This is a genomic window from Streptomyces sp. NPDC017940 (assembly GCF_044328435.1).
Lineage (GTDB): Bacteria > Actinomycetota > Actinomycetes > Streptomycetales > Streptomycetaceae > Streptomyces.
Window position 1 is genome coordinate 29232 of record NZ_JBIRHJ010000016.1, and the last position, 19953, is coordinate 49184.

Annotated in this window: 21 protein-coding genes; 9 read left to right on the forward strand and 12 right to left on the reverse strand. The window is 68.0% G+C overall.

The features are described 5' to 3' along the window. Nucleotides 1-7 precede the first annotated feature (7 nt). Together ACH4DX_RS34155 and mobF are read right to left on the reverse strand one after the other, a co-directional pair. Nucleotides 8-592, reverse strand: coding sequence for a hypothetical protein (locus ACH4DX_RS34155; protein ID WP_398157935.1), 585 nt, complete (start codon nucleotides 590-592; stop codon nucleotides 8-10). Nucleotides 593-696: 104 nt separating this feature from the next. Continuing rightward, complete coding sequence (gene mobF / locus ACH4DX_RS34160; protein ID WP_398157936.1) at nucleotides 697-2583, reverse strand: MobF family relaxase; 1887 nt, start codon at nucleotides 2581-2583, stop codon at nucleotides 697-699. A 360-nt stretch (nucleotides 2584-2943) separates the two neighbouring features. Between mobF and ACH4DX_RS34165 the strand changes: the two genes are divergently transcribed. The 4 genes from ACH4DX_RS34165 to ACH4DX_RS34180 are packed head-to-tail and all read left to right on the forward strand — an operon-like array spanning nucleotide 2944 to nucleotide 7013. Next, on the forward strand, nucleotides 2944-3246 hold the full coding sequence (locus tag ACH4DX_RS34165) for a hypothetical protein (protein ID WP_398157937.1): 303 nt from the start codon (nucleotides 2944-2946) through the stop codon (nucleotides 3244-3246). A 9-nt stretch (nucleotides 3247-3255) separates the two neighbouring features. After that, the gene (locus tag ACH4DX_RS34170) at nucleotides 3256-4554 is read left to right on the forward strand and encodes a tyrosine-type recombinase/integrase (RefSeq protein WP_398157938.1); all 1299 of its coding nucleotides are present in this window, start codon (nucleotides 3256-3258) and stop codon (nucleotides 4552-4554) included. Then, nucleotides 4551-6326 carry a site-specific integrase gene (locus ACH4DX_RS34175; protein ID WP_398157939.1) on the forward strand — a complete coding sequence of 592 codons (1776 nt, stop codon included), beginning with the start codon at nucleotides 4551-4553 and terminating at the stop codon, nucleotides 6324-6326. The genes ACH4DX_RS34170 and ACH4DX_RS34175 overlap by 4 nt, the downstream gene beginning before the upstream one ends. Before the next feature lie 3 nt (nucleotides 6327-6329). Next, nucleotides 6330-7013, forward strand: a complete 684-nt coding sequence (locus tag ACH4DX_RS34180; RefSeq protein WP_398157980.1) for a tyrosine-type recombinase/integrase — start codon at nucleotides 6330-6332, stop codon at nucleotides 7011-7013. A gap of 46 nt (nucleotides 7014-7059) precedes the next feature. On the opposite strand, the gene ACH4DX_RS34185 is transcribed toward ACH4DX_RS34180, so the two are convergent. The 4 genes from ACH4DX_RS34185 to ACH4DX_RS34200 all read right to left on the reverse strand — a co-directional run bounded on the left by ACH4DX_RS34185 (nucleotide 7060) and on the right by ACH4DX_RS34200 (nucleotide 9790). Further along, nucleotides 7060-7542 carry a hypothetical protein gene (locus ACH4DX_RS34185; RefSeq protein WP_398157940.1) on the reverse strand — a complete coding sequence of 161 codons (483 nt, stop codon included), beginning with the start codon at nucleotides 7540-7542 and terminating at the stop codon, nucleotides 7060-7062. Nucleotides 7543-7831: 289 nt separating this feature from the next. Further along, on the reverse strand, nucleotides 7832-8860 hold the full coding sequence (locus ACH4DX_RS34190) for a hypothetical protein (RefSeq protein ID WP_398157941.1): 1029 nt from the start codon (nucleotides 8858-8860) through the stop codon (nucleotides 7832-7834). Next, complete coding sequence (locus ACH4DX_RS34195) at nucleotides 8860-8982, reverse strand: hypothetical protein (RefSeq protein WP_398157942.1); 123 nt, start codon at nucleotides 8980-8982, stop codon at nucleotides 8860-8862. Before ACH4DX_RS34195 ends, ACH4DX_RS34190 begins: the two co-directional genes overlap by 1 nt. A 79-nt stretch (nucleotides 8983-9061) precedes the next feature. Beyond that, entirely contained in the window at nucleotides 9062-9790 is a 729-nt protein-coding gene (locus ACH4DX_RS34200) for a dienelactone hydrolase family protein (protein ID WP_398157943.1), read from the reverse strand. A 518-nt stretch (nucleotides 9791-10308) separates the two neighbouring features. Here ACH4DX_RS34200 and ACH4DX_RS34205 point away from each other — a divergent pair. Together ACH4DX_RS34205 and ACH4DX_RS34210 are read left to right on the forward strand one after the other, a co-directional pair. Further along, on the forward strand, nucleotides 10309-10959 hold the full coding sequence (locus ACH4DX_RS34205; protein ID WP_398157944.1) for an HNH endonuclease family protein: 651 nt from the start codon (nucleotides 10309-10311) through the stop codon (nucleotides 10957-10959). Between the two features lie 366 nt (nucleotides 10960-11325). After that, nucleotides 11326-12348 (forward strand): hypothetical protein, encoded by a 1023-nt coding sequence (locus ACH4DX_RS34210; RefSeq protein WP_398157945.1) that lies wholly within the window; start codon nucleotides 11326-11328, stop codon nucleotides 12346-12348. Between the two features lie 232 nt (nucleotides 12349-12580). Here ACH4DX_RS34210 and ACH4DX_RS34215 read toward each other — a convergent pair whose 3' ends face one another. Beyond that, nucleotides 12581-12781: a hypothetical protein gene (locus tag ACH4DX_RS34215; protein WP_398157946.1), complete on the reverse strand. Its 201-nt coding sequence runs from the start codon at nucleotides 12779-12781 to the stop codon at nucleotides 12581-12583. 195 nt (nucleotides 12782-12976) lie between these two features. Here ACH4DX_RS34215 and ACH4DX_RS34220 point away from each other — a divergent pair, with 195 nt between their 5' ends. The 3 genes from ACH4DX_RS34220 (at nucleotide 12977) to ACH4DX_RS34230 (ending at nucleotide 15967) form a co-directional block, all read left to right on the forward strand. Continuing rightward, entirely contained in the window at nucleotides 12977-13165 is a 189-nt protein-coding gene (locus ACH4DX_RS34220) for a hypothetical protein (protein ID WP_392859105.1), read from the forward strand. 149 nt (nucleotides 13166-13314) lie between these two features. Then, a complete protein-coding gene (locus ACH4DX_RS34225; RefSeq protein ID WP_398157947.1) occupies nucleotides 13315-15003 on the forward strand; it encodes an SIR2 family protein in 1689 nt (562 codons plus the stop codon). Nucleotides 15004-15091: 88 nt separating this feature from the next. Continuing rightward, nucleotides 15092-15967 carry a DNA ligase gene (locus tag ACH4DX_RS34230; protein ID WP_398157948.1) on the forward strand — a complete coding sequence of 292 codons (876 nt, stop codon included), beginning with the start codon at nucleotides 15092-15094 and terminating at the stop codon, nucleotides 15965-15967. A 58-nt stretch (nucleotides 15968-16025) separates the two neighbouring features. Here ACH4DX_RS34230 and ACH4DX_RS34235 read toward each other — a convergent pair whose 3' ends face one another. The 5 genes from ACH4DX_RS34235 to ACH4DX_RS34255 all read right to left on the reverse strand — a co-directional run bounded on the left by ACH4DX_RS34235 (nucleotide 16026) and on the right by ACH4DX_RS34255 (nucleotide 19529). Continuing rightward, entirely contained in the window at nucleotides 16026-16205 is a 180-nt protein-coding gene (locus tag ACH4DX_RS34235; RefSeq protein ID WP_398157949.1) for a DUF6207 family protein, read from the reverse strand. Between the two features lie 100 nt (nucleotides 16206-16305). After that, nucleotides 16306-17064 carry an exonuclease domain-containing protein gene (locus ACH4DX_RS34240; protein ID WP_398157950.1) on the reverse strand — a complete coding sequence of 253 codons (759 nt, stop codon included), beginning with the start codon at nucleotides 17062-17064 and terminating at the stop codon, nucleotides 16306-16308. Nucleotides 17065-17077: 13 nt separating this feature from the next. Continuing rightward, a complete protein-coding gene (locus tag ACH4DX_RS34245) occupies nucleotides 17078-17638 on the reverse strand; it encodes a hypothetical protein (protein ID WP_398157951.1) in 561 nt (186 codons plus the stop codon). 5 nt (nucleotides 17639-17643) lie between these two features. Beyond that, nucleotides 17644-18471: a hypothetical protein gene (locus tag ACH4DX_RS34250; RefSeq protein ID WP_398157952.1), complete on the reverse strand. Its 828-nt coding sequence runs from the start codon at nucleotides 18469-18471 to the stop codon at nucleotides 17644-17646. Further along, complete coding sequence (locus tag ACH4DX_RS34255) at nucleotides 18468-19529, reverse strand: hypothetical protein (protein ID WP_398157953.1); 1062 nt, start codon at nucleotides 19527-19529, stop codon at nucleotides 18468-18470. Before ACH4DX_RS34255 ends, ACH4DX_RS34250 begins: the two co-directional genes overlap by 4 nt. Nucleotides 19530-19953 lie beyond the last annotated feature (424 nt).

A 19953-nucleotide genomic window follows, 5' to 3' on the forward strand; every position in this document is an offset into this window, starting at 1 on the left:
GCGTGGGTCAGGAGAGGCGGTGTTCGGGGCGCAGGACCAGGCCGCGGTCGAGGAACTGGGCGGTGTCGTCCGGTCCGAGTCCGAGGGCGCGGGCTACGGTGGTGCCTTCGTCGTCGCGGTCGAAGGCGAGGAGGATCTTGCGGCTGGCGGGGTCGGCCATGGTCCGGCGGGCGGCTTCGACGGTGTGGGCGACGCAGCCGGTGGTGCCGTCTTCGACGATGTCCCGGCGCGTCTTGTCGTGCCAGACGTTGAGCTGGAGGTTGGCGCCCTCGGTGGAGCAGTCCTTCTTGGAGTCCGCACCGAGCACGCACCGTCCGAGCATCGCGGCGTGGGCGTGGTGCTGGAGGTAGACGGCCGTGGCCAGGAGCCGGTCGACTTCCTTCTCCGTGTTCTCGCGGGCCTTCTCGGGGCTGACGAGGGAGGTCTTCGGGTCGTGGGGCTGGACCCGGATCTTCAGCGCGGACAGGCTGCGGGCGAGGTCGTCGGCGACGCTGAGCATGCCTACCAGGTTCACGTCGCCGCGCTGGCGGGGCGGGGGCAGTTGGTCGGGGTAGTTCTCCAGCGGTTCCAGGGGTTCGTGCAGGTCGGTCAAGGTTCCTTCCGTGCCGGTGCCAACGCCCCGATTTTCAGTCCGGCCCGCCGGGCCTCGCGGGTGAAGTCGCCAATCGGCCAGCCGCTGGCCGATTGGTGTCCTCGTCAGCGGCCCTGGCCCGCTCCCCTGCCCTGCTCCGGCTGCGTCGTGTGGTGCTGCTGACGGGCGGAGTCGTCCGCGTCCTTGGCCGGCTGCTTCGGCTGCGCTCCGTCCGCGATGATGCGGCCGCGGGCTTCGGAAGCCTGGGTGAAGGCGGCCAGCAGGGCGAGGTTCTTCGGGGTGTACAGCCACGTCGCCGGATCCGTCGTACGGCCCTCGAGGTACTCCTCCGGCATCGCGGCCTGCTGATGGGCCTGGACGGCGGCGGCCCGCTGCGCCGGAGTGAGGGCGGCGTCCCGGCCGGGGTGGTCGACGGCGTGCGGCGCCGCCTGGTCGTGGTTGTGGTCGTCGGTGCGCCCGGTGGCCGACGCGGTCGCGGCCGGCGCTTCGTCCCGCGCGCCGGAGAGGATCCGGGCGTCGCGGATCGCGTTCTGCAGGGCGAGGCTGGCGACCCGGGCCCGCTCGTACCGTGACGACTCCCGCGGCGGCTTCCCGTCGATCCCGGCGATCCACCACCGGTGCGGCCAGGCGAAGTCCGCGGTGTAGGTGATCTGGTCCGGAGCCGGGGCCCGGCGGCCGGGCACGGGGACGGTGAGCTGGCGGGCGTGCCTGGACAGGGCCGCATCGGCGATGTAGTCGTCCAGGCCGCGCGTGAAGCCGCGGCCGCGCAGCGTCTCCAGCAGGTGTCGACGCGCTTCGGCCAGGACGTGGCGGCGGGCAAAGGAACGGCGCACCGTGAAGACGATGGCGGCGACGTCGACGGCGGCGAGCGCGGTGTCCACCACCGGCCTCACCCGGGCCCCAATCGCTTTCCCCGCGGCCTGGCACCGCTCCAGGAGCCCGTCGATCATCTCCTTGCCGAAGCGCAGGATCGCGGACGCCCGCCACCACGCGCGCAGCTGCTCCTGCATTTTCGGGGTCTTCTTCTCCCGGCGGGTGTCCTGCGCCGCCCACCACCCCAGGCTGTTACGGCCGCGCTCGCCAGGCAGCCGCTTGTGCTTCTTGACGTACTTGTCGGTGATGCGCTCCAACACCGGCGTCATCTGCTCGCGGCGGGTGGAGGACCAGTCGATGAGGTCCGGGTCGACGCCGGCCACTTCCATGACGGGGCGCAGGCCGGGCGTCACCTCCCGGGGCATGGTCACCAAGCCCAGCTCCTCACACACCTCGGTCGTCATCGTGAGGGTGTAGAGCGTCCCGGAGGCAACTATGTGCTGGTAGAGGCGGCGGGTGTCGAGCGCGCCCCAGGTGCCGTCCGGGCGCTGCACCCGGTTAAGGATCAGCACGTGGTCGTGCAGAAGCGGGAAACCGTCGCGGTTGTCGAAGTGCCTCCACCGCGAGGCCACCAGGGCCGGTGCCTTCGCGCGCCGGCGCCCGGAGGACCACCGGGTCTGTGCGACCTCATCCTCCAACCAGCGCAGCACCGCCTCGATGGCCCTCTCGTGGGCCCGCTCGATGACGCGCCGGGTGCGGTCGTCGCCCAGCGCCCACAGCACGATCAGGGACGCCTGCGGCCGGAACACGAAGTCGAGGGCGAACAAGGGGGTCGCCTTGCGCCTCTCGATCTCTTCGACCGGCTGCCCCAGGACCGTCGCCAGCCGGGCCGTCTCCGGGTCGACGCCGTCGTCCAGGAGCTCGCGCTCGATCCGGTCGGCATCCGGGTGCCGGCCTTCCCCGAAGACGCGCTCCATCTGCCGCTCGGTCACCTCCTGTCCGGCGGTGAACCCGAGCGCGGCCAGGCCGCGCCCCATCCACACCCCGGGCGGTAGCCCGGCCATCTCCTGGGCGTCCTTCAACGCCTGACGGGCCGGACGGCGACCGTCACCGAAGGCGACACCACGGACGTAGTAGCGCCAGGAATTTCGCTTCTGAACCTTCGCAACACTGAGCATCCCGGCAGCGAACACGGCTCTGACCTGCGAAGAAAGACCAATCCCGTGCGGCGGGAGGGTTCACCGGAACTTCACGGCCGATCCCGCCGGGCGGGCGCCTGAGACAACGCCGTGCCCGCCTGGCGAACGCCCCCGGGGCCAGGCAAATGCTGCGCGACCACCAGTCTCACACGCCTCACACGCCCCGAAAACGCCGAGTAACCGACTCCAGCGGTATCCAGCGCACCTTCACGTACCGCTCCCCCACCCAACGGCCAAAGACGCCCCACCCCGCACCACGTCACCGACCCCCTTCAACCCGAGCGAGACACCCATTGCCCCCGGCAACGCCGGGGGCTTCGTGCTTCCTGGAGGACCGACGTGCCGACCTACGAAGCCCTGCCCCGCTTCACCACCGACCTGAACCGCCTCACCCCTGTCCAGCGCCAGCGGTTCCGCCAGGCCGTCGCGGCCTTCGTCCATGACCTGCGTACCGGAGGACGAATCCGCGCGAGCCTCCGCGTGAAGAACGTCAGCGGGTTCCCCGGCATCTACGAGCTCACCTGGTCCATGGGCACCGGCCCCGCCGGACGCGCCACATGGGAGTACGGACCCGAGCATCGTCCCGGCGTGTTGACTGAACTAACTTCGACGTTTTCGCAGGTCAGAGCGACTCTCTGCTAACTTCTCGTCATGCTCGATCACAGCGGTCCCGGGAGGGATCTGAGGAGTTTCGCCCTGCCCGAATCCGGTCAGCTGCTGGCGACAGGAGACGTCTGGGAGCCGTACCGGTTGGTCGATCAGCATGGTCTGCCAGTCGAGCCGGTCGCCGTGTACTTCATGGACCTGCTCGCGGCGGGCACCCCGGCAACCACGCTGCGGTCGTACGGCAACGACCTGCTGCGGTGGTGGCGGTTCCTGTGGGCGCTCGACATCGAGTGGGACCGGGCCGTCCGAGAAGACGCACGGGACTTCATGCTCTGGATGCAGCTGGCCGACAAGCCGGTGCGCGTGCACTGGCGGCGTCGTGACGCACCTGCGGGCGAGGGCCGACCTGCTCCGAAGGCCGCAACGGCAGCCCCCGTACCGGGATCTCCGAACCCGGTGACCGGGAAACCCAGCATCGGGAAGCAGTACGCCGCGAGCACCCGGGCCCACTGCGAGACGGTGCTGCGGACCTTCTACGACTTCCACCTCGCCAGCAACTCCGGCTCGCTCCTGATCAACCCGTTCCCTCTCGACCGTTCGCGGCGCCGCGGGCGAGCCAACGCCCATCACAACCCGATGGAGGACTTCAAGGCCCAGCGGACCGGTCGATACCGCCCCCGCGTCCCCGAGCGGATCCCGCGCCGAATACCGGACGACAAGTACACCGAAGTCTTCGCCGGGCTGCGTTCACACCGGGACCGGGCCCTGCTGGCTTCCTGGGTCTCCACCGGTGCCCGGTCGGAGGAACTCCTGACAAGCCGGGAACGCGATGCGATCCCCGGGCAGCAGCTGATCGGCGTGATCCGCAAGGGCACGAGGGTCTACCAGCAGCTGCCCGCCTCGCCGGACGCCTTCGTCTGGATGCGGCTCTACCAGGAGGAAGCCTGGGCCAACGGAGTGCCCCGAGGCCGTGACCAGCCATTGTGGTGGACCCTCCGGAGGCCTTGGCGCCCGCTGAACTATCACGCTGCACGCGCGATGTTCGTCCGTGCGAACAAATTGCTGGGCTCGAACTGGACCCTTCACGACCTGCGGCACACGGCCACATTCCGCATGACGCAGGACCCGGAGCTGTCCATGGCCTACGTCCAGCACATCCTGGGCCACAAGTACCAGAGCACCCTGCAGAAGTACGTCAATTCCAGCACGGACGAGGTCATCGAGGCCGGGCTCGCCCATCATGCCCGACAGGAGCAAAAGCGGGCCCACCCGTCTCCCCCTCCGTCGGCACCCGCCTACAACCCCGAGTCCCTCGGCATCCTGTTCGGAGGGAACCTCGCATGACGACGTCGAGCCTCACCCACGCCACCTCTGTCCCGGCACCACCGAACCGGGTGCTGTTCGGAGCAGAGGCGGTCGCGCTCCTGAAGCGTTTTCCCGCCCGGCCCCGGCTAACCAACTGGCCCGAGACGGCCGCGACCCGCGACGAGGTCATCGCTCGTCTCAGGCGGCCGCCGCTCAGGGTCGAGGGCCACTCCACACAGGACAGCCGGATGGTCGGGGTGCGCATCCTGCTCTCCTGGCTGGAGACCTTCCCCGGCGATACCTGGCAGCAGCGCTGGGAGGCCAGCCCGATCGCCGCCGAACCGGAACAGTGGTACGAGAAGGTCCGGGAGTGGACACCGACGGTCGACAGGGCAACCAAGACGGGCCATCTCCAGGCCGGGCTGCTGGCCCTGCTCTGCGCGGACGTGGTCCGCCCGGAGACAACATGGCTTGCCGTGAACTACTCCAGACACCTGCGGCCGGCCCTCGCCCGGTCACGCGACCCGGAAGGGTTCGCCAGCCTGGAAGCCTGGATCCCGCAGAACGTGCGCGTCACCCGGCACGCTTCGGAAGCGCTGGCGGCCCTCGCCCAAGTCCTGGCGACCCGGGGCGGGAAGCTCCAGGACATCGTCGTCGGGGACCTTCTGGAACGGTGCTACGCGCCCGTCGTCTACAACCGCACCACTCGGGGAGTACGCCTCGCCTATCTCTGGCTCCGCGAACGCGGCCAGTTCCCCCACGACGCCCCCACGACCCTACTGTTCACCACGCATCGCGCCGGACAGGTCACTCCGGCAGAACTCGTGGACCGCTACGCCCTGAAGTGCCAGCCCGTCCGCGACCTGCTCGTCGACTACCTCACCGAACGACAGCCCACCCTGGACTACGCCACCCTCAAGAGCCTGGCAGCGATCCTCGCCGGCAACTTCTGGGCCGACCTCGAACAGCACAACCCCGGCATCGACTCCATCCGGCTGGCACCAGAGGCCGCCATGGCCTGGAAGACCCGCCTCGCGACGAAGACCGCCCGCCGCAGGCAAGCCGACGGAACCGTGATCACGGTGACCGAACCGCGGACCAGCGCGCCTGCGATCAAGATGACGGTGCGGGCGTTCTACCTCGACATCGGCGAGTGGGCCCTGAGCGAGCCCGAAAGGTGGGGACAGTGGGCCTCTCCTCCCCCGCTCACCGAGGCCGAGTGCTCCGTCAAGAAACTGGAGAAGCAGCAGAAGTCCAAGTCCGACCGGCGCACCCGGGAACGTCTTCCCGTCCTGCCGGCGCTCGTCCGGGTCGCCATCCGCAGGCTGAAAGAGGCCACGGCCAGGCTCGATGCCCTCAACGCGGCGCCGCTGGGATCCACCTTCACGGTCCTCGGCGAGACGTTCACCGTCCCCAAGAGCAGCGTCCGTCCCGACGGCCACCCCACAGGTGTCCTTGACGCCGTAGGCGAGCGGCGCGACCTGGGCGCCGAGGAACGGCGGGCGTTCTGGGCCTGGGCGGCCATCGAGATCTTCCGTCACACCGGGATCCGGATCAAGGAGCTCCAGGAACTCAGCCACCACAGCATCATCAGCTACCGGCTGCCCAGCGGAGACGTCGTGCCGCTTCTCCAGATCGCGCCCTCGAAGACGGATCAGGAACGGCTCATCCTCATCAGTCCCGAGCTTGCCGACGTGCTCAGCGCGGTCATCTCACGCGTCCGCGACAGCACCGGCCGAGTCCCGCTGATCCCCAGCTACGACCTGCACGAGAAGACCTGGAACTCGCCCATGCCCCTGCTCTTCCAGTGAAGCATCAGCCACGAGCGCAGGCCCGTCTCGGGGAGCATGATCCGCAAAGCCCTCGATGAGACACTGAGAGCCTCCGGGATCACCGACAGCTCCGGGCATCCGCTGCTCTTCCAGCCTCACGATTTCCGCAGGATGTTCATCACCGAGGCGATCCTCAACGGCCTCCCGCCCCACATTGCCCAGGTCATCGCCGGCCACAGGAACATCAACACCAGGATGGAATACGCGGCCATCTACCCCGTCGATGCGCTCGAAGCACATCGCGCCTTCATCGCCCGTCGCCGCGACCTCCGCCCAGCCGAGGAGTACAGGGCTGTCACCGCCGCAGAGTGGCAGGAGTTCCTGTCCCACTTCGAGCGGAGGAAGCTGGCGCTGGGCGAGTGCGGGCGGGCCTACGGAACCGACTGCATCCACGAACACGCCTGCGTCCGCTGCCCGGTCCTGATCGTCGCCCTGGACGAGAAGCCCCGCCTGGAAGAGATCCGCGACAACCTCAAAGACAGGATCGCCGAAGCCGAACGCGAAAGATGGTTCGGCGAAGTCGAAGGCCTGTCCACCAGCCTCGCTGCCGCCGAAGACAAGATCGCCCAGATTGAGGCCCAGCAAGAGAAGAAGCAATCCCCCGTCTTCCTGGGCCTACCCAACCTCGCCCAGCTCACCGCCCGCACCGGCAAAGCCACCGAGTAGCCGCGACTGGCGCTTCGGGTGCTCCAAGCGGTCGCACTTTCTTCGGCTACGCGGTGCGCTCGGCCTGCACGATCTCAAGGGCCCGCTCGAAGGAGATGCCGGAGAAGTACTCTCGATGGGTCTTCTGCACGCCAGGGACGGCTTCGATGGCATCGCAGACGCGCTTCTCCCAACGACGGACGTTCGGCCACGGCTTGGAGACCCAGCCATCGAAGATGACGAGCATGCCTAGCTCGGCATCGTGCTCGTACTCCTTGAGACGCTCAGGAAAGATGCGCTCTGTGACGATGCCGGGCTTCACATAGCTCTGAATCCCCTCAAAAGACAGCAGGTACAGGCGCGCGCCGGGAGCATCGAGGGGATCGCCGGATCGGGTCATGGCGTCGTATGCGCTCTGCATCACACGCACAGAATCGTCGATGTGCGGCACGATCTGCTTCTCGAAGCAGTACCGCAGGTGCTGCTTCGAGACCCGCAGCGCGATCTCTTCGAGTCTCGGGTCGACCGGGTGATCGTCGTAGATGGTCACTGTGCTTCCCCCCAATTCCGGGTTACAGCTTGTCTCCCGGGTAGTCACATGATCTGCGGTATGACGGCCAGCGTGACGACGGTACCGGCGCTGGCAGCTACCAAGTCAACGCTCTCCCCCAGGGGCGTCCCGGTCGCTTGATCAACTCCTAGTTCAGAGAAGACACCCCGCACATCATCTGGCGCCGCATCGGCACCCACGACATCCTCGCCGGCCCCTGACCGCGAACAGGGACGCCGACGGCCCACAACAGGGGCGGTCGTGGGCCGTAGTCAGTTCGCCGGGGAGGTCAGACCTTGGGGGCGTGCAGTGCCTTGTTCCGGATCGCGGTGGTCTTCGCGATGATGGCCTGCCGGACCTTCTCGTACTCCACCGCATCGTCGGGGCTGGCGGCAGCCTCAGCGAAGACGTCCTTAGTGACGGCTCGGTTCACCGCGTTGAGCGTCTTGAGCGCGTCCTTGAGGGTGACCAAGTGCTCGGGGACGATCTCGGCGTCCTCGATGTCATCCTCAGCGTCGCCGGAGGTTTCGGACGCCTCCGCCGGCTCCTCTTCGTCGCCGTGAGGGATCTCCCCGAGAGCACCGTCGTTCGATTCGGATTCGAACGCGGGTGTTTCGGTTCCCAGGCCGAGCGTGCGCCGGGTGGTCTGGACGATCACTTCCCGCTGCTGCTCAGGCTCTTCAGGAAGTTGGCGGGGCAGGCTCTTGTGCACCGCCATCAGGCTGTCGGCCGTGGGGTGGGCGCCCAGTTCGAAGCTGACGTCGCGGACGACCTCGTAGAGGGTGACGGCGGCTTCGCGGCCGTACTGCTCCTCGGTCTTGCTGGTGACCTTCACCTGCGAGGGCTTGGGGACGGTGCCGGTCTTGTGGGCCGTCTCCAGGGCGAGCGGCGCGTTCTTGCGGAGCTGGCGGCCGTAGACAGCGGAGCGGCCGATCTTCGCTTCCACGTAGCTGCCGAGGCTGGTGTGGGTGCGCCGCCACCACCGGCCCTTCGCTGCGCGTTCCAGACCCTGCGCGATGACCCAGACGGCGGCATCGCCCGCAGCGAGCGCCGTGCTGATGACGGCCTCGGTCTGCTCCTTCTGCTCCAGCTCCGTCTTGGTCAGCTCGGAGGTGTCGTGGTCGTCGACGGCCCTGACGTCGTCGAGGCTCGGCAGTCCGTCGGCAAGGCGGAGTACGGCGTCGATGCTGGAGGCCGGTGTCGGTCCGTCGAGGATCGCCTCGGTGCGGGTCACCACGGCGGCTCCGCCCCCGGAGGAGTAGCCCTCCTCTTCGCCGAAGAGGTCGTCCAGGGCATCGGTTGCGTCGTAGCTGGGCATCAGGCGACTGCTCCGTTCCCGAAGAGGATGCTGGCGCCGCGGTCGTAGTCCAGGACCGTGGTGGCGCCGGGCGCGAAGATCCGCAGCGGCTGCTTGGCGAGCTGGGCTTCCCCGATGCGCACCGAGGTACGGGCAGGATCACGGCGTTGGGGTACGCCTTGGCGAGCCTGCCGCCAATCTGCCGGGACAGGGTGGACAGCCTCACTTCAGGTGCCGGGCAAGAAAACGGCCCGCTTCGTCGCCTGCGGACTGCGGGACGCCGGTGTGCCCGCCCATGTTGGCGTGCAGGGTCTTCTCCTTGGAGCCGAAGGCGTCGAACAGGTCCAGGGCCGCCTGTCGATCGTTCCCTTCGTCGTCCCACTGCAGCAGGACGTGCAGCGGAATGGTGACCTGGCGGGCCTCCTCGAACATGGCCCGGGGGACGAAACTCCCGGCGAACAGAACGGCAGCCGAGACGCGCGGCTCGACTACCGCCAGCCGGGTCCCGATGGAGATCACTCCGCCCGAGTACCCGACCGGGCCGCCGATCTCGGGCAGCGACAGGAGGGCGTCCAGGGCGGCCTGCCATTCGGGAACCGCCTTGTCGACCAGCGGGAGGATGAGGGCGTCGACGATCTCGTCGCTGATCAGCTCGCCGGCCCCCATCGCCCGGCGCAGGTCAGCGCGGGCCTCCTCGGCAGCGGGCCAACGGGGCCGGTCGCCGCTTCCGGGAAGCTCGATCGTGGCCGTGGCGAAGCCGGCCGCTGAGCAGGCCCGGGCTCGGGCCACCAGTCGGGGGTACATCTTGCGCAACCCCAGGGGAGGGTGACCGAGCAGGATCAGCGGCGCCGGTACGGATGCAGGCGTCCACAGGATGCCGGGGAGTTCACCGAGAGTGAACTCGCGCTCGAGGACGCCGTCGTCGAGGCGCTGCTCGGAAGTGAAATGCATGGTCGTGCCTTTCGGGAGTGCGCTTGAACGGCGCTCCCGGACGACCTGTTTATCGCCCGACCGTGACCCCGGAGGGGAGCACCCATGTCGATACTGCGTTCACGGATACCACCCCCTCGATCTCTGGCACGGCCGCCGGAAACGTAGCAGTGGTCGCCCTCGTCCGCCAACGGGTTTTTGCGGAGTCTCCGTGGCGCCGCCCCAGAGCCGCTACGCAGGAAGTGGGGCGCACCAGCACTGTCGCTTCTCATGAACAACGAACACGACGCACCGCCGACGCCTCCCGAACTCGTGTACATGTGCTGACAGTGCACGTGAACAACGCCAGGTCGGCGTGGTCCGGCTCCTGCCACCGGCCCCGGCCGGGACCTCGATCGTGCTCTACCCGAGCCAGACGATTGTCAGGACGGTACGACTTACCGCCCACACGAGTACTCCTTATCCCCGTTCCGGCCCGCCACCCCCTCTGCTCCCAGTACGAAGATCACGTCTTGTACTCGTGACCTTCGGAGGAGCCCATGCGCATCCGCACCGCCGTCCTGGCCGCACTCGCCGCCCTGTTCACACCCGTCACCGCCGCCCACGCCGCCCCCGGCGACGACGTCCGCATGCCCGTCCGCGACGCCCTCACCGCCCTCGACGTCACCGACGAGTCCCGTGAGGGCTACAGCCGCGACAAGTTCAAGCACTGGACCGACGCCGACAGGGACGGCTGCTCCACCCGCAACGAAGTGCTCCTGAACGAGGCCGTGGCCGACCCCGACCGCGCTGGCCGGTGCACCCTGACCGGCGGGACCTGGTACTCGCCGTACGATGACCGCTACGTGGAGGGACCCCGCACCCTCGACATCGACCACTACGTACCGCTCGCTGAAAGCTGGGACTCCGGCGCCAGCACCTGGACCGCCAAGAAACGCAAGGCCTACGCCAACGACCTTGACGAAGAACGCTCGCTGATCGCCGTCACCGCCGCCAGCAACCGCTCCAAGGCCGATAAGGACCCGGCCCAGTGGATGCCGCCAGCCGCGGGTTACCGCTGCGAATACGCCACCACCTGGGTCATCATCAAGACCCGCTGGCGTCTGTCCGTCGACCCAGCCGAAGCCGCAGCCCTCACCCGCATTCTCGGCGAGTGCCCGAACGTACCGGTGACGGTCGAACGCGCATGATAGGCAACAACCGGCAACTCTGAGCGCCGAGCGCGCGCCGGCCCACCAACGGCTGCAACGCCACGGCCGCGTCGGACTCGGCAGAATGGCACCTGACATTGCCGACAGGCCCCGGGGCGCGCTGTGCGCGACCGGGGCCTGTCCCGGGCTACAGGTCCAGTACGGCCCGCAGGCCTGGTCCACGCGCACCACGGCCTCCGGGTCGACGTCGCCGCGCAGCTTGGCGCCGTCGAAACGGCCGGCACGCAACTGCACCAGACTCACGGCCACAGCCGTACACGGCAGCGGGTCATGGACGGATCAGCAGGCGGCCCAACCATCGAAAATGCAGATTGAGGTGTCGGACTAGGCGGCTACATTCAGTGAATGACCTCGGCTGACCAGATCCTGACGCTGGTACGAACCGCTCTGGACGAATTCGACGACCGCCCGCTTACTGTCTCCGTCCGACGAGCTATACGCATCGCCAGTCTGGCCGGCGACTCTCAAGTCGCGGTACGGCTAGGGATGGAGTTGCACCCTTCAGGCGGTGACCCACAAGCAAACGGCGAGGCGACACGGCGTCTGATGGCCGACCCCGCCCTGTGGGCATCGGCGGACAGTCCCGCAGAGGCCGCGATGCGCGAGTACCTCAGCGACCGCACCCTGGACAGGAAAAACCCCGATTCTCACATCGCAGGGCACTCCCTCAGCGAGATCGATCACCTGCTCGGGATGCTCGAGCCCTCCGACAATGTGTCGCCGAGTTCCTTCGAGAACGCGGCAATGCTCAGGAGAGTCCAGGAGCTGACCCGACATCGGACGTTCGCATATCTGTGCGAGTGGGAGCGGCGCTTCGGCTACAGCTCGATCAACGACTCGATCTTCGGCGACTACAAGGCCGTGGTAGACCGTCTGCTCAGCGTGCACGCACCGGACCTCATCGAACGGTTCAACACGCTCTACCGCCGCCTGAACGAGGCAGCCGACCAGGACCATACCCGCCCGGCGAGCGAGGAGCTGTCGCAGGCACTCACCACCTGCCGCCGAATCCTGGAGGCAGTGGTTGGCCAGGTCCTCCCGGCTCAGGCGGAGCTCTCCGCCGCAGGCTACAAGCTCGACCAGGCCTCCTATCGGAGCCGCCTGTTCGAGTTCATCAAGATTGCGAACGAGAGCGAGAACGTCTCCGCGGCGACAATCGCCATGGCCGAGGGCCTGCACGCCAGATTCGCTGCGTTCGACAAGCTCACCAACAAGGGTGTGCACGCCGACGTCGCGCTCCGGGCAGCCAACATGTGTGCCTTGAACGTTTACATCCTCTGCGGTGAAGTTCTACTCCTTAAGCAGGAGACTGAGACTGACGCCGCAGCCGAAGAGGGAAGTGACGACCTCGGCAGCGACACCAGGTGAGGATCGCGCACGCCTCTCGACGTCCGCGTCCTGCTCCGGCGTAGCCTTCACCTCTGATCGTGGACCGAGGGGGGAACATGAACGAGAGCAATTGCCGTGGTGACGTGGGCTGGGGCCTGTACGGGGACGCGGACCCCGGCTGGGGCTGAACCAGCGGACTACGTGTGTCTGGCGGGCCGACTCGGTGAGTCGGCCCGCCAGTCGCATGCCCGGCCCTGTGTACTGCCCTTTCCTATTCCGCGACCTTGGGCGTGATCTGTTCGTCGCAGACAGGGCAGCGGGCTGTGCTTTGGAGTACTGCTGTGAGGCGGAACCGGCTGACCGCGTCGCACGGAAGGTGCAGGGCGGACCACGAGGCGGCCGGGCCGGGATACTTGTCGAGGGTGATGAGGCCGGCCTCCTCCATGGACTCTTTGGCCTCGGGTCCCGACATCAGGAACAGCTTCTTGCTCGTGCGGGATTTCGTCTGTGCTTCCTGACGCTTTCTTTCCTGCTCGTCCGCCCCGCGAGACACGTCTTGTCTCAACCGGCGGGCAGCGGCATGGCCTTCGTCGGAAACGGCGACGGCCCCCTGGTGGGCAGGGAGCCGTCTGCAGAAGACCGAACATCCCCTGTGAAGGAGAAGCTCATGTCCAAGGGCGAGCGTACGGGCAGCGACCCGCTTCCGGAACCCCCGAACCCGCGACCGACGGGCCGGTGGGGCGCCCGGGCGCGCAGGGTCCGCAACGAGGCCGGCCTCTACTTGCTCCGTGGCGCGGCGACCGCCGTCGGTGGCGCGATCGTGGCGTACGGGGGCGTCTGGCTTCAGAGCCGTTGATTCCTCCCGGACGGCGGGAGGTCGTTGGTGAGTCCGGAACGGACTCCATTTATCGTCACTGTGACGGTAATATGGGGGCGGACGGGCCGCTCCATGCGACCAATGCTCCGTCATGTCGTCGTATGTGGAGGTCAGTTGTGGAACCGCATGTGAATCTCGCGTTCTCTGTGCGTGCCACCCCGGGCGGGTATGCGGTCCTGCTCGGGGCCGGCGTCTCGATCGCGGCGGGCATGCCGTCTGCGTGGGACGTCCAGCAGGATCTGATCCGGAGCGTGGCGGCGGCGGAAGGCTTCACCGAGATCGGTGATCCGCACACCTGGTACAAGGAGCGCTTCAACCGCACGGCCACCTACGACGACCTCCTGGCCCGTCTGGCGAACACCCCGTACGAGCGGCAGGCGCTGCTGCAGACCTACTTCGAGCCCAGAGAGGAAGACCGCGAGGAAGGCCGCAAGCAGCCCACCGACGCGCACCGGGCGATCGCCCGACTGGTCGCCGCTGGGCTCGTACGCATCGTGCTGACGACGAACTTCGACCGGCTCATGGAGACCGCGCTCCGGGAAGAGGGCGTTGAGCCGACGGTTGTGGCCACTCCGGACGATGCCACCGGCCTGGCTCCGCTGCACACCCTCAAGTGCCTCGTCGTCCACGTCCACGGCGACTACCTCAACCCCACGAGCATGCTCAACACCCCTGAGGAGCTCGAGAAGTACGCGCCTTCGGTCGATAAGCTGCTGGACCGCATCTTCAGCGACTATGGGCTTGTCATCTCCGGCTGGTCCGCAAAGTGGGACCCTGCGCTGCGCAACGCCCTGTCCCGGTGCCCCTCGCGAATCTTCACCTCGTACTGGACCGATACTCGGGAGCTGCCCGAGAAGGCCCAGGACCTCCTCGTCCGGCGTGGCGCCGTATTCGTCCAGGCTGACGCTGACTTCTTCTTCACCCGGGTCGCCGACGCCGTGGCCGCGCTCGCCGACACCGACCGCCAGCACCCAGCGAGCGTCGCCGTCGCTGTCGCTTCCGCCAAGCGCGCTCTGTCGGGGGTCGGACTGGCGATCAACCTGCACGACACCTTGCGCCGTGAGACCAGTCGTATCGCCGCCCTCCCTCTGCGCAGTGGCCCTTGGCAGTCCTCCGACTCTAACGAGCACAGCCGGAGACTCGGAGTGCTAAAAGCCGAAGCGGAACTGTTGCTCGCTCTGGTTGCGACCACGGCCTACTGGGGCAAGGAGGAGACCGACCGGTGGTGGATCCGCGACATCGAGCAGCTCGGCACCGTCAGCGGGGGAGGCGACGAGGCCCTGATCCGGCTTGCCCAAGCCCCGGCCACTATGGTGATCTACGCGGCGGGCATCGCCGCCCTCGCCGCCGAACGCTGGCGCACCCTGGTCCGCGTTCTCAGCGAACCTCAGGTACAGCACCCGTATAAGACCAACATGCTGCTACCCGCAGCCGCGCTCCTCGACCCGCAGACGACCATCGGTCATGGCTTCAACGGCGCGGAACACTTGCACCTCCAGCTCCGCCCCGTCTTCACGGAGCACCTCATGCTGGGCGAGACGGCGTACCGCGACACGTGGGAGCGCTTCGAGTTCCTGCGCCTGATCGTGCAGCACGACTCAGGCGAGGGATTCGACTGGCCTCACATCCGCGGCACAAGATACGACGGATACCGCCTCGCTCCAGCAATCTGGCTCAAGCAGGAACTGGACCGACATGGAGATTCGCATCCGCTCCTGCGAAGAGGCTTCCTGAACGGCGACGCTGAACGTCTTCACACCGCGAGAAAGGCAGTTCAAGCCACATACGCAGAATGGGCCAGGACGCTGCCGAGGTGACCAGCGGCCATGCGCAGAAGGCATGCCCCATGCGGGTATCGGAGTACGCGAGCAGGCGGCCGGTGTCCCAGGGGCGCAGGCTGAGGGGATGGAGTGGCCCGTAGACGTCGCCCTGGCACGCCCGGTGACGCAGCTTCCGACGGGACCGCGGGCCTACGAGATCAAGGTCGACGGCCACCGGACCGTGCTGTGGTGGACCGCGGACAGTGTCCGGCTTCAGTCGCGTACCGGCCGCGACGTCACCGCGCTCTGGATGGATCTGGCCGTGGCCGCCATGCGCCTGCCGCCCGGCGTGATCCTGGACGGTGAGGCGGTGCTGTACCTCTCCGACGCCGTTGGCAACGCGCGGATCAGCTTCGAGGCGGCGCAGTCCCGCGCGCTTTCCCTGCCGCGCCGGGCCAGGGAACTCGCCGACCGGCACCCTGCGACGTACGTGGCGTTCGACGTCCTGGCCCATCCTGCGGCGGGTTTTCCTGACCTGCGCCCGCGTCCCTATGTGGGGCGCCGCCAGGTCCTCCTGGACGTGCTTGCCGACGCCGGTCCGTCGATCGTGCCAGTGTGGTCGACCACCGACCTGGACGAGGCCCTGCTCTGGTACGCGGCGCTCGAAGGAACAGGCGTGGAGGGGATCGTGGCGAAGCCGCTGCGAGGGGCTTACAAGGCGGGCCGGGTCTGGGCGAAGATCAGGCACGCGGACACCATCGGGGCGGCCGTGGTCGAGTTCACCGGCAGCGCCCGGCACCCGAAGGCGCTCGCCGTACGGCTGCCCGACGGACGCATGGCACTGTCCCAGCGGCTGACCACGGCGCTCGCCTCCGTCGTCGCCCCGCGCCTGGTCCCTCAGACCGGGCGGGCGTTCACGAAGGCCGGCGACTCCTACACGCCCGCCTTCGGCGACGTGGTGGTGGAGGTCGTAGCGGGCACCACCCGGCACTCGGTCGTCACCGTGGTGCGGCTGCGCTGACCTCCGGCACGGCGTCGGACGGCTCCGGGGCCGGGCTGATGGGCTGGTGCAGGCCCAGTTAGCAGCGCAGCCGTACGCCGGGCTGGTCGACGTCGTGCGTCGTGCGTTCCGCAGCCGCTGTCGCGCACCGGTCGGCGAGCATCTGCTGGAAGGCGAGCGCGGTGGCGTCGGCGGCGGCCGCGACGTCGACGACGACCAGACCCGGCCTGCTGACGTGCACCTCGTTGATCCGATTCATGTACGGCACTACGTCCGGGCGCCCTAGTAGGAGGGTTCCGTCGGGCGGTGTCTTCACCCGAGTGAGCGCTCAGTCTTCGGCCTGTGCCGGTGGCGGCATGTCACCTGACTTGCTCGAGTGTGGTCAGTAGGAGTCGGCAGTTGGTGACGGCCTCGTAGCTGCTGCCCAGGGGTTGATAGCGATAGGAATGGTGGTGGGCTGACCACAGGCCCTTCCATACGGCGTACGGCTGCATCGCATCTACCAACGTGCACTGCCCCAGCCAGGCCTGGGCTCGCGCTGTACTGCGGAAGTACCGGTTCAGCTCGCGCTCCAGGACGGCGCGGTCGAAGGCCGCGTTGTAGGTGAGGCAGCGGCGGCGGTGTAGGAGCTGAGCGAGGCGCGGAACGAACACGGCGAAGGGAGGTGCAGTGGCAGCTTGCTGCGGGGTAATGCCGTGCAGCGCTGTTGCTGCGGGAGCGATGTCGGCGAGGGGGTTGAGGTGTTCGTTGAAGAGCACGTCGCCGTGGCGGTCTGTCAGGCTGATCTGCACGGCCCAAGGATCGGTGAGCGTGGTGGTCTGCACATCGAGTACGACCAGGCGCGGATCAGTGAGGATGCCGCGGGCCCACCGTTGGATGCGTTCGTGGTCTGCCCGCCAGGAGGCGGGCCGACGCATCGCGCGGATGGCGTCGTCCAGGTGGACGTGCTGTTCCCGGAGCGACTGCACGTGCCAGTGTCGGCCGGTGTCGAACTGGGCGTGGATGGTATCCAGGTAGCGGGTGCCTTCGTAGACCGCCCAGGTGGGCCGGTCGGTGTCGCCGGGCCGTACGAAGTGGACGGCTCTGGTGTCGACGGTGCGCGTGAAGAGATGGCCCATCTGGCGTAGAAAGTCAGGCGACGGCATGGTCGGGGGCCTCCGAGATGAAGGGGGTGAGGGGAAGGCCGTGCGCCATCCAATTGTCGAAGGCCTCCGCGGTGTAGAGGACACCGCTGCCCGAAAGGCGGCCGGGCTGTTTCGGATGGCACCTGTTGATCCGCAGGACCAGGTGCAGGCCGTCGGCCTGGTTGGATTCCCCGAGGTCGAGGTGGACCGGACGGCGACAGACGTCGAGGGTCTCGCGGGGCCTGCTCCAGGCGAAGTTGACGTGCTGTCGCCCGGGGAGCAAGCCGAGCCGCAGGCGACCGCTGCGGTGAGCGTCGCAGGCATAGAAGAGCCAGACCATCGTGCCGTAGACCCGCTCACGGAATTCGATGTTGACGCGAGACAGAGGCCCGTACTGCAGTTCTACGATGTGCCCGCACGGAGTCAGGACGTCGCCTTCCAACTCTCCGCGCGGGACGAACTGCTGGTTGCGGCTCAGCCTTGTACGCCAGCCCTGGTTCCAGGGCCCCTCACCGCGTACGTGGGAGGGGCCGAGGTCTGCCCCGCACTTGGGACATCTGGTAAGCAAGGGCACTAGACCGCCTTGAGCTGGGTGTCCAGCCAGGTCACCGTGTCCTTGGTGAGACCGAGGTCTTCCGGCGCCCGGCCGGCGGCGCGCAGCACCCCGGCGATGGTCGCCTCACCGCGGTGGGTGTTGATCAGGTCCTCCAGAACGGGGTCTGCTGCTTCGGCCCGCTCAAGGAAGTCCAGCTCGTCGCCTTGAACACGCATCTGCCGGGCGGCATCCGCCTGGATGTCGTAGAGGCGCCGGTGCTCGGTCTGGGCCTTTTTGCGGCGTGCGGGGATGCTGGCCCTGAAGTTGGACCAGTGGACGATGAAGAGGGTTCCCTGGTGGCCGGTGCCGGTGTTCTGGTCCTCCTTTGTGGTGCGGCCGCCTCCGCAGCCTCCGGTGACCGTCACATTCGGTCCGGTGTTTCCAGTCGTGCCGTCGCCGGGTCCGGGCTCACTCGTCCCCATCCTGTCCTGGCCCTCTGCGCCGGGGGTTTTCTGGTCCGGGGTGCCGTCCCGAGCGCCGGTCGTGCCCGTGTGGCCTTCAGTGGTGTCCGGTCCCGTCTCGATCACCGCGGAGCGGGCCTGGTCGTACTTCAGGTACTGCGCTTCCAGGTACTTGGCGGCGGGGGCGTTCGCGACGATGACCTGTTCGGCCACCCGGAAGGCGTGGGTCATGCCGTCGCGCAGGTTCATGACGATGAGCTCGCACATGGTCTTGCGGAACTCATACGGGCCGTCACCCGCCTTCGCGTTGGCCTCGTCGCAGATGCCGGACAGCCAGTGAGCAGTGTCGGGCGGGTAGCGGTCGAAGAAGAACGGGGCGTTGTTGCCGGGGGCGTCGTTGTTCATGCGGTCGTGCTCTCTACGAGGCGCAGGCCGCCGGGCTTGCGCGCGTTGGTGATGGTGGCAGCCCACTGGGCTACGTCGTCGGCGAGATGGGTGACGAGCCGGAGGAGGTCGTCGTCGGCGTTGGCGGCGACCTTGTCGGCGGGGTACCAGTCGGAGACGAAGGCGGTGAAGCGGCCGACGGCCCGGGCGAAGTCCTGCCGCCACTCGGCCAGCAGCAGTTCGTCGCTGGGCCGGTTGCCTCCGAGGACTTGGACGAGCTCGCGGAAGACGATCTCCCCCGGCTCGGCGTCCGGCTCCTCAGCGTCCGGAGCGGGAAGAGCGGATTCCTGCGCGACCGCCTGGATCAGGTCGGGGTCTTCACGCAGCACGGCGCGGGCTAGCGCGGGCCGCTGCACGAGGTAGGAGGCGGCAACGGCGCGGGTGGCGTCCTCATCGGCCTTCACCGCTCCGACGATCGCCTCGCGCACCTCGGGCTGATGCGCTTCGAACTGATGGACCGCAGTGACGACCGCCCGGCGCTCGGACTGGGCACCGGGACGCCGGCTGGGCGGGATCGCCTTGCGGACGGCCTTGAGGTAGTCGGTCTCGGTGACTTCCAGGATGTCGTGCTGCTCGGCGAGGGTCATCAGGCCGAGCAGGACAGCGACCTTCTCCTCGAACTGCTCCTGGTCGAAGTCGCCCGGACCGCTGCTGAGGGCAACCTGATACATGGTGGTGAACGAGACGTACACCGGGGAGTCCAGGACGGGCTGGCGCTGCTGCGGCTTCCACCGGTGCGCCAGCAGACGGCACTTGCGCAACGTGTTGGGCGACAGCTTAAGTCGTGCGGTGAGCACATCGAGCTGCGCCTCCGTGGCGTATCGGGATCCCGGCTTCGCCGGCGGCCCGAACTTCGCCAGGAGCCAGTCTCCGACCGTGAAGCGCGTGGCTCGGAACTCCCGGCCCGTGGTCGATCCACGCGTGACGATTCGTTCGATCTCTTCGAATTCCGAGGGTGTGCAGCCGGCTTCGTCTGCGGCTCGGGGTTCGGTCCAAAACGATGTGGGCGGCGTGGTCATCTGATGCCCTCAGGGTAGGAAGGCCGCCCGCATCGAGCGACCGGACACGGAGGGTAACTGTGTCTGCGCATTGCCTACTTTGAGTGATCATCTTTTTGGGGCGGAGAGAGGGCAGCGTCTGCGCGCGAAGCATCAACCCGACGTGCGGGAAGACCACCGCATCGGGTGAATGGGGGCATTGGCGCCCTCAGCAGCGCGCCGCGCATAGTCACAAGCCGTCGCCCACAGCCAGCGCAGGACCAACGGATGCGAAGCCGCCGCTGCCGCCTCCGCGTTCGCCGCGGCGTAGCCCCACCGCTCCCGCCGCAGCCCAGAGCACCGCTGCTCAACTACGCGGAGGCACAGGGCAAGGTCACGGATACGTTCCCTCGGCGGGCAGGGCTCATCGAGGAAAAAGGATGGAGAGCAAGAGGTCCGACTGGCG